At 63.6% G+C, this 13,212-nt stretch carries 8 protein-coding genes and 2 tRNA genes; all 10 read right to left on the bottom strand.

What is annotated here, in order from left to right; all coding sequences use genetic code 11:
* The 10 genes from gyrA to QGV54_RS05455 all read right to left on the bottom strand — a co-directional run bounded on the left by gyrA (window position 1) and on the right by QGV54_RS05455 (window position 13,211).
* Entirely contained in the window at window positions 1–2,769 is a 2,769-nt protein-coding gene (gyrA, locus tag QGV54_RS05500) for a DNA gyrase subunit A (RefSeq protein WP_281017849.1), read from the bottom strand.
* A 209-nt stretch (window positions 2,770–2,978) separates the two neighbouring features.
* A tRNA-Val gene (locus QGV54_RS05495) sits at window positions 2,979–3,054 on the bottom strand.
* 162 nt (window positions 3,055–3,216) lie between these two features.
* The gene (locus QGV54_RS05490; protein WP_281017850.1) at window positions 3,217–3,489 is read right to left on the bottom strand and encodes an HU family DNA-binding protein; all 273 of its coding nucleotides are present in this window, start codon (window positions 3,487–3,489) and stop codon (window positions 3,217–3,219) included.
* 204 nt (window positions 3,490–3,693) lie between these two features.
* Entirely contained in the window at window positions 3,694–6,105 is a 2,412-nt protein-coding gene (gene lon / locus QGV54_RS05485) for an endopeptidase La (protein WP_281017851.1), read from the bottom strand.
* Window positions 6,106–6,231: 126 nt separating this feature from the next.
* Window positions 6,232–7,497 carry an ATP-dependent Clp protease ATP-binding subunit ClpX gene (gene clpX, locus QGV54_RS05480; RefSeq protein ID WP_281017852.1) on the bottom strand — a complete coding sequence of 422 codons (1,266 nt, stop codon included), beginning with the start codon at window positions 7,495–7,497 and terminating at the stop codon, window positions 6,232–6,234.
* Between the two features lie 179 nt (window positions 7,498–7,676).
* Window positions 7,677–8,312, bottom strand: coding sequence for an ATP-dependent Clp endopeptidase proteolytic subunit ClpP (gene clpP / locus QGV54_RS05475; RefSeq protein ID WP_348637630.1), 636 nt, complete (start codon window positions 8,310–8,312; stop codon window positions 7,677–7,679).
* A 137-nt stretch (window positions 8,313–8,449) separates the two neighbouring features.
* Complete coding sequence (tig, locus tag QGV54_RS05470) at window positions 8,450–9,865, bottom strand: trigger factor (protein WP_281020079.1); 1,416 nt, start codon at window positions 9,863–9,865, stop codon at window positions 8,450–8,452.
* A gap of 165 nt (window positions 9,866–10,030) precedes the next feature.
* Window positions 10,031–10,115, bottom strand: a tRNA-Leu gene (locus tag QGV54_RS05465).
* Window positions 10,116–10,296: 181 nt separating this feature from the next.
* On the bottom strand, window positions 10,297–11,700 hold the full coding sequence (locus tag QGV54_RS05460; RefSeq protein WP_281017856.1) for a malonyl-CoA decarboxylase: 1,404 nt from the start codon (window positions 11,698–11,700) through the stop codon (window positions 10,297–10,299).
* A 41-nt stretch (window positions 11,701–11,741) separates the two neighbouring features.
* Window positions 11,742–13,211, bottom strand: coding sequence for an NAD(P)H-hydrate dehydratase (locus QGV54_RS05455; RefSeq protein WP_281020078.1), 1,470 nt, complete (start codon window positions 13,209–13,211; stop codon window positions 11,742–11,744).
* Window position 13,212 lies beyond the last annotated feature (1 nt).

Below are 13,212 nucleotides of genomic sequence, written 5' to 3'. Positions count from 1 at the left end.
TCAGGTCTCCACCTGCCCCTCACTTCCGCCGTCGTTCTCGTCCTCGTCTTCCTCGCCTTCATTCTCCGCCTCCGAAAGGCGGGTGACGGAGACGACCTGTTCCTTGTTGCCGACATCGAACAGACGCACACCCTGCGTATTGCGCCCAGCCAGGCGTACTTCGTCAACCCGGATACGGATCAGCTTGCCGCCATTCGTCATCAGCATCATGTGGTCGGTGTCTTCCACCGGACCCGATGCAACGACGCGTCCGTTGCGTCCACTGGTGACGATATTGACGATGCCCTGCCCGCCACGTCCGGTGACGCGATATTCATAGGCGGAGGTACGCTTGCCGAACCCGTTCTCGGTAATGGAGATCAGCAACTGTTCCGCGGCGCCCAGTTCGGCAATCCGTTCCGAGCTCAGCGAAACCTCGCCCTCGTCACCGTTGTCCTCGTCCTGCGGCTCCGGCGTCTCACCATCGACGTCCGCCTGTTCACCCCGGCGGATCATGCTCTGGTGCTTCAGATAGGCGCGGAATTCCGCAGGCGTGCCATCGACATGGCGCAGCACGCTCATGGAAATGACCTGGGCATCATCGACCAGGCGGATGCCCCGGACACCGGTGGAGTCGCGCCCCTTGAAGACCCGCACATCACTGGCGCGGAAGCGGATGCACTTGCCGCTGCCGACGGCGAGCAGGATGTCATCCTCCTCCCCGCACAGGCGGACATTGACCAGCGCATCATCCTCGTCCAGCCGCATGGCGATCTTGCCGTTGGACTTCACGTTGGAGAAATCGGACAGCAGGTTGCGCCGCACGTTGCCGCTGCGGGTCGCGAACATGACCTGATGGTTCTCCCAGTCCGCCTCATCCTCCGGCAGCGGCAGCAGGGTCTGGATCACCTCCCCCGGCTCCAGCGGCAGCAGGTTCTGCATCGGCCGCCCCCGACCGTTCGGCTGCGCCAGCGGAATGCGATAGGTCTTCATCTTGTAGACCTTGCCGGCGGAGGAGAAGAACAGCACCGGCGTATGGGTGTTCACCACATGCACCTTGGTGACGAAATCCTCGTCCCGCGTGGCCATGCCGGAACGGCCCTTGCCGCCACGGCGCTGCACCCGGTAGGTCGAAAGCGGCACCCGCTTGATGTAGCCCTTGTGGCTGACGGTCACGACCATGTCCTCACGCTGGATCAGGTCTTCCTCGTCATGTTCGAACTCGATATCCAGGATCTCGGTCCGGCGCGGCGTGGCGAAGCGTTCGCGCACGTCCGCCAGTTCCTCCCGCAGGATGTCCATCAGACGCGCCCGGCTGGAGAGGATGTCCAGATAGTCGGCGATCTTCTCGCCCAGTCCCTTCAGTTCGTCCCCGATCTCGTCCTGGCCCAGCGCGGTCAGGCGGTTCAGCCGCAGGTCCAGAATGGCGCGGGCCTGGGTTTCCGACAGACGATACTTGCCGTCGATGACCTTGTGGGTCGGATCGTCGATCAGTTCGATCAGCGCACGGACATTCTCCGCCGGCCAGACGCGGTCCATCAGTTCATCGCGTGCGGATGCCGGATCCGGCGCGGCGCGGATGATGCGGATCATCTCGTCGATGTTCGCCACCGCGATGGCCAGACCGACCAGTACATGGGCACGGTCACGTGCCTTGCCCAGCAGATGACGGGTCCGACGGGCAATGACCACTTCGCGGAACCGGACAAATGCCTCGATCATGTCCCGCAGGTTCAAGACTTCGGGACGCCCGGCCAGCAGCGCCAGGCTGTTCACCGGGAAACTCGTCTGCAGCGGGGTGTAGCGGTAGAGCTGGTTCAGCACCACCTCGGGGATCGCATCGCGGCGCAGTTCGATGACGACCCGTACGCCGTCGCGATCCGACTCGTCGCGCAGTTCCGAAATTCCCTCGACCCGCTTGGCCTTCACCGCTTCGGAGATCTTCTGGATCATCGCCGCCTTGTTCACCTGATAGGGAATCTCGGTGACGATGATCGCCTCGCGGTCCTTGCGGATCTCCTCGACCGTGCTGCGGCCGCGCATGATGACGGAACCCCGCCCCTCGGTCAGCGCGGCGCGGCTGCCTGCACGGCCCAGGATCTGGCCGCCGGTGGGAAAGTCCGGCGCCTGCACGAACTCCATCAGTTCCTCGGCGGTCAGCGCCGGATTCTCCGCGAACGCCAGACAGGCGTCGATGACCTCACCCAGATTGTGCGGCGGAATATTGGTGGCCATGCCGACGGCGATACCGCCCGCACCATTGACCAGCAGATTGGGAATGCGCGACGGCAGCACGATGGGTTCCTTGGTCGTGCCGTCATAATTGTCCTGGTAATCGACCGTATCCAGGTCGATATCCTGCAGCATCGCCTCCCCCGCCTTGTCCAGGCGAATTTCCGTGTACCGCATGGCCGCAGGCGGGTCGTTGTCCATGGAGCCGAAGTTGCCCTGGCCGTCCAGAAGCGGCAGACGCATGGAAAAATCCTGCGCCATGCGCACCATCGCGTCATAGATCGCCTGGTCACCGTGCGGGTGATAGCGGCCCATGACCTCACCGACCACGCGGGCGGACTTGCGGTAGGCCTTGTCGGAGGTGAATCCGTTCTCGTTCATCGAATGCAGGATGCGCCGGTGGACCGGCTTCAGACCGTCCCGCGCATCAGGCAGCGCGCGGGAGACGATGACGCTCATCGCATAGTCGAGGTAGGAGCGGCGCATCTCCTCCTCGATCGTGATTCCGGAAATGTCCGACGGAAATTCCGGCGGAGGAGTGCCCTGTTCGGTTGCCAAGAAATAGGTCCTCAGGATCGCCCGGAGCGTGTCCACACCCTTGATCGGGTTGGTGTTTCGACGATGCCCGACTGGCGGGCCGCACGGGGCTGTGAATCTTGTTCTGTTACAGGGATTTATTACCCTGTGAAGACGGTCGGGGCAAGCCGCCGCGACCCACAAAACCGCAATATTCAGCGGCTTGAGGCATTATCAGGTGCAGGATGTGGTGGTGGGCGGTGACAGGTTCGAACTGCCGCCCCTCTCGGTGTAAACGAGATGCTCTACCAGCTGAGCTAACCGCCCCTCAATTCACCCTGCAGGACGCTTCAATCCCCCGGGAGAGGGTATCGCGCTCCGGCAAGCAATCGCCGGGCTCCGGGCCAACGGCCCCGGAAAGACAACGCCGACCACTTTCACCAGACAAGGGAAAGGGTCGGCGCGCCTTCGTCGTCAATCAGGACAGGATCAGTTGACCGCGTCCTTCAGAGCCTTGCCAGCCTTGAACTTCGGCTGGTTGGAAGCCGGAATATCGATCTCGGCACCGGTCTGCGGGTTACGGCCCTTGGAGGCGGCCCGCTTGGCGACCAGGAAGGTGCCGAAGCCGACCAGACGAACTTCGTCGCCCTTCGCCATCGCGCCTTCGATTGCTGCCAGCGTTGCGTCAACTGCGTTGCCCGCATCGCGCTTCGAGAGTTCCGTCGCTTCCGCGACTGCTGCTACCAGCTCATTCTTGTTCACAAGGCGTCCCCTTCATCAATTGCCGGTCAGGTCGTGATTCCGCGGCAAGAATAGGCGGCGACCCTTGGCCCGTCAAAGGGAAAGGCGGAGAAATCCCAAGGATTCTCCGCCTTTGCAAATCATGCACTTAACGTTGCATTTCAGTGACGCGGCAACGGCACGCGTTGCTGTCAAGCCTGCATGCCAGGCTGCCCGATCATCGAATCAGTGGGTGACGACACCTTCCCGATCCGGATCACCACGGCGGGCGGCAAGCTGCTCGGCCTCGTAGGCGGCCTCATCCCACTCCACCGCGCTCAGCGGCTCGGTCAGCGCACGTGGCAGCACATCGTCAATGGTCCCGACAGGAACGATCTCCATGTCCTTCTTCACGTTGGCCGGAATATCGTCCAGATCCTTCTCGTTGTCCTTCGGGATCAGCACGGTCTTGATACCGGCACGGTGTGCCGCCAGCAGCTTTTCCTTCAGGCCGCCGATGGGCAGCACGCGACCACGCAGGGTCACCTCCCCGGTCATGGCGATGTCGCGCCGTACCGGCACGTTCGTCAGAACCGAGACAATGGACGTCACCATGGCGATACCGGCGGACGGGCCGTCCTTCGGCGTCGCCCCCTCCGGCACGTGGATGTGGATGTCCTTCTTGTCGAAGGTCGGTGGAATGACACCGAAGCCAAGGGCGCGGGACCGGACGAGCGAGCGTGCCGCCTGAATCGATTCCTGCATCACCTCGCCAAGCTTGCCGGTGATGGTCATGCGGCCCTTGCCGGGCAGCATCACCGCCTCGATCGACAGCAGTTCGCCACCGACTTCGGTCCAGGCCAGACCGGTGGTCACACCGACCATGTCCGTTTCCTCGATCTCGCCGAAGCGGAAGCGGCGGGTGCCGGCATACTTGTCGAGATTGCGGCTGGTGATCTTCACCGTCTTCGCCTCACCCGTGACGATGGCCTTGACCGACTTGCGGGCAAGCTTCGCCATCTCGCGTTCCAGGTTACGCACCCCGGCCTCACGCGTGTAATAGCGGATGACGTCGCGGATCGCGTTGTCGGTGATATCCCATTCGCCCTTGCGCAGGCCATGGTCCTTGATCTGCTTCGGCAGCAGGTGCCGCTTCGCGATCTCCAGCTTCTCGTCCTCGGTGTAGCCGGAGAGGCGAATGACCTCCATGCGGTCCAGCAGCGGCTGCGGCATCCGCAGCGTGTTGGCGGTACAGATGAACATCACGTCCGACAGGTCGTAGTCGACCTCCAGATAATGGTCCGCGAAGGTGTGGTTCTGTTCCGGATCCAGCACCTCCAGCAGGGCCGAAGAGGGATCGCCGCGGAAATCGGCGCCCAGCTTGTCGACCTCATCCAGCAGGAACAGCGGGTTGGACGTCTTCGCCTTCTTCATCGACTGCACGATCTTGCCGGGCATGGAACCGATGTAGGTACGACGATGACCGCGCACCTCCGCCTCGTCACGGACGCCGCCCAGCGACAGCCGCACGAAGTTCCGGCCCGTCGCCCGGGCAATCGACTTGCCGAGCGAGGTCTTGCCGACACCCGGCGGACCGACGAGGCACAGGATCGGACCCTTCAGCTTCTTGGCGCGCTGCTGCACCGAGAGATATTCCAGGATGCGTTCCTTGACCTTCTCCAGACCGTAGTGATCGTTGTTGAGCACGATCTCGGCGGCATTCACGTCGCGCTTCACGCGGGACTTCTTGCCCCACGGAATCGAGAGCAGCCAGTCGAGATAGTTCCGCACGACCGTGGCCTCGGCTGACATCGGGCTCATCGCCCGCAGCTTCTTCATCTCCTGATCGGCCTTCTCGCGGGCTTCCTTGGACAGCTTGGTCTCCTCGATCCGCTGCTCCAGTTCCGACAGCTCGTCGCCGCCGTCATCGCCCTCGCCCAGCTCCCGCTGGATCGCCTTCATCTGCTCGTTCAGGTAATACTCGCGCTGGGTCTTCTCCATCTGGCGCTTCACGCGGCCACGGATCTTCTTCTCGACCTGGATCACCCCCAGCTCGCCTTCCATCAGGCCGCTGATCTTCTCCAGACGCTCCGCAACCGAAAGGGTTTCCAGCAGGACCTGCTTGTCGGCCAGCTTCAGCTGCAGGTGCTGCGCCACCGTATCGGCCAGCTTGCTGGATTCCTCGATCTGCTGGACGGTTGCCAGCACCTCGTTCGGAACCTTGCGCGAGACCTTCACATACTGCTCGAACTGATCCAGCACCGTGCGGCCCAGGGCCGACACGGTGTCGGCGCCGCCCTCGTCCTCGGTCAGGGTGCGGGCGGTCGCCTCGAAATATTCCGGATTCTCGATGAAGTCGGTCAGTTCCGCGCGACGGCGGCCCTCGACCAGAACCTTCACGGTGCCATCAGGCAGCTTCAGCAATTGCAGGACCGTGGAAATCGCGCCGTAGCGATAGATGTCACGCTCCCCCGGGTCATCGACGGTCGCATCCTTCTGCGCCACCAGCAGGATCTCCTTGGACCCCTGCATGACGGCCTCAAGGGCACGGACGGAGCGGTCGCGACCGACAAACAGCGGCACGATCATGTTCGGGAATACGACAATGTCACGGAGCGGAAGGACCGGCAGCGTCACGATGTTCTCTGCGTCAGACACACAATTCTCCTTTACGCGCGGGCCGCACCGCCCTCACCGGAGCGGCGGTCCCTGCGTCATCATCTATGCAATTGGTTTCATGCTTCAAGCACTGCACGCGCGCGCAGTGCGAATGGCAGACCCGGATCAGGCGCTGTTGTCCATCTCTCCGGCGCGATCCGCGTAGAGTTTCAGGGGTTTGGCCCGACCCTCCACAACCTCGCCGTTGACGACAACCTGTTCGACCCCATCCATGGACGGCAGGTCGTACATCGAATCGAGCAGGATATTCTCCAGAATCGATCGCAGTCCACGCGCACCCGTCTTGCGGGCAATCGCCTTCTTGGCGATGCCGGTCAGGGCATCCTCGGTAAAGGTCAGGCCGACACTCTCCATCTCGAAGAGCTTCTCGTACTGCTTCACCAGCGCATTCTTCGGCTTCGTCAGGATCTCGACCAGCGCTTCGGTGTCGAGGTCACTCAGGGTGGCCAGAACCGGCAGACGTCCGACGAATTCCGGGATCAGGCCGAACTTCAGCAAATCCTCGGGTTCCACCTCGGCCAGCACTTCACCCGTCTTGCGGTCATCGGGGCTGCGCACATCGGCGCCAAAGCCGATGGACGTGCCCTGCCCGCGGGCGGAGATGATCTTGTCGAGACCGGCAAAGGCACCGCCACAGATGAACAGGATGTTGGTCGTGTCGACCTGCAGGAATTCCTGCTGCGGGTGCTTGCGTCCACCCTGCGGCGGAACGCTGGCGACCGTGCCTTCCATGATCTTCAGCAGCGCCTGCTGCACACCCTCGCCCGAAACGTCGCGGGTGATGGACGGGTTGTCTGACTTCCGGCTGATCTTGTCGACCTCGTCGATATAGACGATGCCGCGCTGCGCCCGCTCGACATTGTAGTCGGCAGACTGCAGCAGCTTCAGGATGATGTTCTCCACATCCTCGCCGACATAGCCCGCTTCCGTCAGCGTGGTGGCGTCGGCCATGGTGAAGGGCACGTCCAGGATCCGGGCCAGCGTCTGGGCCAGCAGCGTCTTGCCGCAGCCCGTCGGCCCCATCAGCAGGATGTTCGACTTCGCCAGCTCGACATCGCCGTTCTTGCCGGAATGGTTCAGGCGCTTGTAGTGATTGTGGACCGCGACGGACAGCACGCGCTTGGCCACGAACTGGCCGATCACGTAGTCATCCAGCACCGTGCAGATTTCCTGCGGGGTCGGAATGCCGTCCCGCGTCTTAACCAGCGATCCCTTGTTCTCCTCACGGATGATATCCATGCAGAGTTCCACGCATTCATCACAGATGAAGACGGTGGGACCGGCGATCAGCTTGCGCACCTCATGCTGGCTCTTCCCGCAGAAGGAGCAATACAGGGTGTTCTTCGAGTCGCTGCCGCTCAGCTTGGTCATTTCAGCTCCAGTCTTCTCAAGGCCATCCTCATTCTAGACAGCCGCTCGTCCGCCGTTCAACCCCACCGAAGTGCTGCACCCCGGCGAGGTAGCATGCAGGTGACGGTGATCAAGGCTGCCGACAATGCTGACCCGGTACGGATCAAGGTTCGGTTAACAGCCCCGAAAACAGCCCGCGATCAGCTTTCCGGCGTATCCGTCGGCACCGCGCGGTGCTCCACCACTTCATCGATGAGGCCATATTTCACGGCATCCTGTGGTGTCATGAAGTTGTCACGGTCCATCGAGTTTTCAACCGTCTCGATGTCCTGACCGGTGTGATGCACATAGATCTCGTTCAGGCGCTGACGCAGGGCGATGATCTCACGGGCGTGAATCTCGATGTCCGATGCCTGCCCCTGGAACCCGCCCGACGGCTGATGGATCATGATGCGGGAATTCGGCAGGCTGAAACGCATGCCCTTCTCCCCCGCCGTCAGCAGCAGCGATCCCATGGAGGCGGCCTGCCCGATGCAGAGCGTCGCCACTTTCGGGCGGATGTACTGCATGGTGTCGTACATCGCCAGGCCGGAGGTCACGATGCCGCCCGGCGAGTTGATGTAGATGGAGATTTCCTTGGTCGGGTTCTCCGCCTCCAGAAACAGCAGCTGCGCCGTCACCAGAGAAGACAGGCCATCGTGCACCGGCCCGACGATGAAGATGATCCGCTCCTTCAGCAGCCGGGAATAGATGTCATAGGCCCGTTCGCCCCGGTTGGTCTGCTCCACGACCATCGGGACAAGGGTGTTCATGTAAACGTCACGGGGGTCCTGCATCTCGGCTCCTCGAAGGTTGGAAAGCCCGCAGCGGCAGGTCGCGAACGCCGCTGCGGGAAAAAGACAGATGCCCTATATGGCGCTGATTCACGCCAAGGCAAAGCCCCCTTGGTGGTTCCCCGTCAAACGATCGCCGATCAGGCCGATTCGTTCTCTTCGTCCGGATCCCTGGTCAGCTCCTCGATGGAGACGGCCTTCTCCTCGACCTTCGCCATCTCGACGATGAAATCGATGACCTTGTCCTCGAACAGCGGCGCACGAAGCTGCATCATCGCGTCAGGGTTCTTCTGGTAATATTCCATCACCATCCGTTCCTGACCGGGGAAGTTGCGGGCCTGCTCCATGATGGCGCGGTTCACTTCCTCGGGGCCGACTTCCAGCTTGTTCTGGCGACCGATCTCGGCCAGCACCAGGCCGAGGCGCACGCGACGCTCGGCAATGCCGCGGTATTCGGCCTTCTTCTCGTCGTCCAGCCCCTCGTCGACCGGCTTCTCGTCATGCGCATGATCGTGATCATGGTCGTGATCGTGATCGTGATCGTGATCGTGATCGTGCGCTTCCCCGGCCTGGCTGTCATCAGCCTGGCCGTCATCGGCCTTGGCCTGACGAACGATCTGGCCGTATTCCTCCTCGACCATGCCTTCCGGCACGCCGAAGTCATGGCGGTCGGCCAGCAGGTCCAGCACGGTCCGCTTCAGACGCATGCGGGCGACCTGGCCGTATTCCTCGGCAATGCGGTCACGCATGATCTGCTGCAGGGCTTCCAGGTTCTCGAGACCCAGGTTGGTGGCCAGCGTGTCGTCGATCTTCGCCTCGGCTGCCGTGCGGATCTCCTTCAGCTTGATCTCGAACACCGCTTCCTTGCCGGCCAGGTGCTCGGCACCATACTCCGCCGGGAAGGTCACGTTGATGTCGCCCTCGTAGCCGACCGACTTGCCGATCAGCTGCTCCTCGAAGCCCGGAATGAACTGGCCGGAGCCCAGCACCAGCGGCACATCCTCACCGGCGCCACCTTCGAACGGCTCGCCATCCAGCTTGCCCAGGAAGTCGATCAGGGCCTGGTCACCTTCGGCAGCCGGGCGGTCTTCCTCGATCTTCTCGTAGTTCTTCTGGTCGGCGGCCAGACGCTCCAGCGCTTCCGTGACCTTGTCCTCGTCGACCTCGGCCTTCAGGCGCTCGACTTCCAGCGCCGACAGGTCGGTGATCTCGAACTCCGGAATGACTTCGACGGCCATCGTGTATTCTAGGTCCGCACCTTCGTCGAAGCTCTTGATCTCGATCTTCGGCTGCGCGGCCGGGCGCAGGTCATTGTCTTCCAGCGCCTTCTGGCTGCTTTCGTTGACCGCTTCCTCCAGCACCTCGCCCAGGACGGACTTGCCATAGAGCTGACGGATCAGCCGGGGCGGCACCTTGCCGGGGCGGAACCCCTTCATCTGTACCTGCTTGCCGAGCTCACCCAGCTTTGCACCCATCCGTTCCTCGACCTCAGCGGCGGAAAGAACAATGTTGAACTCGCGTTTCAGGCCTTCCGCCGAGAGCTGTTCGATCTGCATCGAAACCTTATCCCTTGTTATCCATGCCGCACCCCGATGGTGCTGCCTGCCCGTCATGCGGGCCACGTACCCGGCCCCGGTCCGAATGATCGGGGCGTCAAATTTCCTCACTCCCGCGGTGCAACCCGGAACCGGTAACCGGTCAGGCAACCCGAAGTGCAGCGATGGTGCGGGCGGAGGGACTCGAACCCCCAAGACTTTCGTCACCAGGACCTAAACCTGGCGCGTCTACCAGTTCCGCCACGCCCGCTTGAACCACGCGCCTGCGGAGCCGTACCGCGCCGTGGCCGATCCCCTGCCGCCTATGCCTTCATCGCCGCGGCGGAGCCATACGCGGGAGCGCGGGACACGTCAAGCGCACACCAGCGTTTCCGCCGTCAGAAGGCACACTGAATTTCAGGGAATCCGCGTCCGCGCCGTCGCCACCCGGCCTACTTCGCCAGTCGCGTCACGGAAGAGGCCGCGGCGATGCGGCCCTCCCCGCGATAGGCCTCGTGGTTCCGCTCGATGTGATCCAGATTGTAGAGGTAGTTGACCATCATCCCCGCAGACTGGCGCAACCCGGACGAGGACCGGTCGCCCAGCCAGTTCAGCCGTTCGATCCGCGCGCCATTGTTCAGATGGAACCGCGCCACGGGATCAAGCGGGCGGTCACGGCTGTCCTTTTCCCTTGCCAGATAGCGGGCGCAGAGCGCCATCAGGGGTTCCTTCACCGCCCCCTCGATATCATGGTCGTTGGGCCACTTGGGATCGCTGATCAGCTTGCGGAAGGCCTCGTTGGCGGAGCCGGTGCGGGCGATTGCCTTGATCAGGCGGGCCTGCGCATCCGACAGGAGTTCCGCGTCGGACTCCAGTTGCTGGTCCAGCCATTTCCGGAAGCCGGGGATCGGCGACAGCGTGGCGAATGTCTTCACGTTCGGCATGCGCTGGGACAGGCGATCCACGACCCGCTTGATCAGGAAGTCGCCGAAACCAACCCCGGCGAGGCCGCGCTGACAGTTGGAAATCGAATAGAAGATCGCCGTGTCCGCCATCTCCGGATCGGTTGCGGGGGCCATCTCGTCCAGCAGGTCATGTACATTGTCGGCGATGCCGTTGACCAGTGCCACCTCGACAAAGATCAGCGGTTCATCGGGCATGTTGGGATGCATGAAGGAGAAGCATCGCCGGTCGGAATCCAGCCGGTTCTTCAGGTCGGCCCAGGACTGGATCTCGTGCACGGCCTCATAGGCAATCAGCTTCTCCAGCAAAGACGCCGGGGAGTTGAAGGTGATCTGCGCCATTTCGAGGAACCCGACATCGAACCAGGCCCGCAGCAGGTCCTGCAGGTCTTCCTCCACCCCCCGCAGTTCCGGATGGTCACGCAGCAGCCGCAGGAGATCGGCGCGCATGTCGACCAGGAACTTCACACCGCGATCCAGACTGTTGAACTGTCGGAACAGGTCCACCCGTGGTGCCACGAGGTTCCGGCGCAGCGCCCGTCGTGCCCTGATCCGGTCCGCATCATTGTCCGCTTCACCGAGGCTGGTCGCAGCCTTGTCCACCGCCGCCTCATCAACGTCGAAACGCTCCGCCAGCAGCTGGAAGAAACGCAGCCGCCCCTCGCTGTCGAGACTCAGATAGGCACGGCCGAGTTCCGCGGCCCGCAGACGGGAGGAAACGGCACCCCCCCGACCTTCGAGACAGGCCCCTATCTGGGCCGAAATCACCGCGAGATCATCACCGGCCAGATCGGCACTGACGGACAGTGGCCGGACACCGGCCAGCGCGTCGCCACGCCAGTCGCGCAATCGCGACAGGGTCCGGGACCAGAAGTTTCCGGTGGGTCTGTTCATCGTGCTGGCCTCCGGCTCGTGCGACCGTCGAACGGTGCGTTTCAGTCCTGTCGCCGCAGCTGTTGCCAGACCGCTGGCAGGCTCGGCGCCAGATCCTCTGCGATCAGTCCCGGACCTGCAACCGTCGCTGCTGCGCCATGCAGCCACACTGCCATGCAGGCCGCCTCGAACGGCGATACATCCTGCGCCAGCAGACCGACGGCAATGCCGGCCAGCACGTCGCCCGAGCCCGCTGTCGCAAGGTCCGGCGGCGCGTTGCAGTTGATCGCGGCACGCCCGTCCGGAGCGGCAATGACCGTATCCGGCCCCTTTGAAACAATTGTTGCACCGCTGCGGCGTGCGGCGGCACGCGCATCCTCCAGCTTGTCGCCCGTGACCGTGAACAGCCGGGCGAACTCTCCGGCATGGGGCGTCATGATGCAGGGGGCGGTGATGCGCAGGAACAGTCCCTTCGGATCATCGGCGAAGACGGTGATCGCATCCGCGTCGAAAACGGTTGCACGATCCCGGTCCAGAGCCGCCAGCGCGAAGGCCCGTGTGCGGGCATTGACCCCGTTGCCCGGCCCGACCAGCACCGCGTTGCGACGCGGGTCGTCCAGCAGCCTGGCCCAGTCCTGCGGGGTGTCCGCCGGTTGCAGCATCACCGCCGTCAGATGGTTGGCGTAGACCATCGCGGCACTGCGCGGCGGCACGGCTGTCACCAGACCGGCACCGGCCCGCAAGGCGGATATGGCGGACAGCCGCGCGGCACCGCTGCTGAGCATGCCACCGCCGACCACCAGCGCGTGACCGCGCCCGAACTTGTGGCCCTGCGCCGACGGCACGGGCAGGCAATGGTGCCAGAGTTCCGGCCCGTTCACCCAGCACCTGGACACGATCTCCTCAGCGGCGGTCGCGGGAATGCCGATGTCGATCACCACCACCTCGCCGGCGCGCGCGCGCGCCGGCATCAGCAGATGTCCCGGCTTGCGCAGGTGAAACGTGACCGTCAGGTCGGCATCGAAGCTGGCACCTTCGGCCAGGCCACTGTCTCCCGACACCCCGCTCGGCACATCGACGGCAACGACGATGCGCCCCTTCGCGGCCTCCGCCAGTTCGGCGGGGATGCCGTCCAGCCCACGGGTCAGACCGGCACCGAACAGGGCATCGACAACCAGTTCCGCCCCGCCCAGACAGTCCGCGTGCAGCGGCTCCACCGGTCCATCCCAGCGCCGGGCCATGATCGCCGCGTCACCCTTCAGCTTTTTCTGGTCGCCCAGTGCCGCGACACGTACCGGCCAGCCCGCGTCCGACAGATGGCGGGCGATCACATAGCCGTCGCCGCCATTGTTTCCCGGGCCACAGAGGATGACACAGGGCATGGCAGCCCAGCGGTCCGTGATCGCGCGCGCGGCGCCGCGTCCAGCGGCCTCCATCAGCACCTCCCCCGACACGCCATGCGCCACGGCATGGGCATCGGCGGCGTACATCTGCCGGACGGACAGCAGCGGCTCCGCGTTCTGCGGCGTCATC

Origin of the sequence: Minwuia sp. IMCC3060 (assembly GCF_029909435.1) — a bacterium.
Taxonomy (GTDB): domain Bacteria; phylum Pseudomonadota; class Alphaproteobacteria; order Minwuiales; family Minwuiaceae; genus Minwuia.
This window is presented reverse-complemented; position numbering and strand designations above follow the sequence as displayed.

Bases quoted from the DNA above. Each gene is read 5' to 3' on its own strand.
- clpX (WP_281017852.1), bottom strand. From the start codon at position 7,497: ATGACCAAGCTGAGCGGCAGCGACTCGAAGAACACCCTGTATTGCTCC.
- tig (WP_281020079.1), bottom strand. From the start codon at position 9,865: ATGCAGATCGAACAGCTCTCGGCGGAAGGCCTGAAACGCGAGTTCAAC.
- QGV54_RS05455 (WP_281020078.1), bottom strand. From the start codon at position 13,211: ATGACGCCGCAGAACGCGGAGCCGCTGCTGTCCGTCCGGCAGATGTAC.
- QGV54_RS05460 (WP_281017856.1), bottom strand. From the start codon at position 11,700: ATGAACAGACCCACCGGAAACTTCTGGTCCCGGACCCTGTCGCGATTG.
- clpP (WP_348637630.1), bottom strand. From the start codon at position 8,312: ATGCAGGACCCCCGTGACGTTTACATGAACACCCTTGTCCCGATGGTC.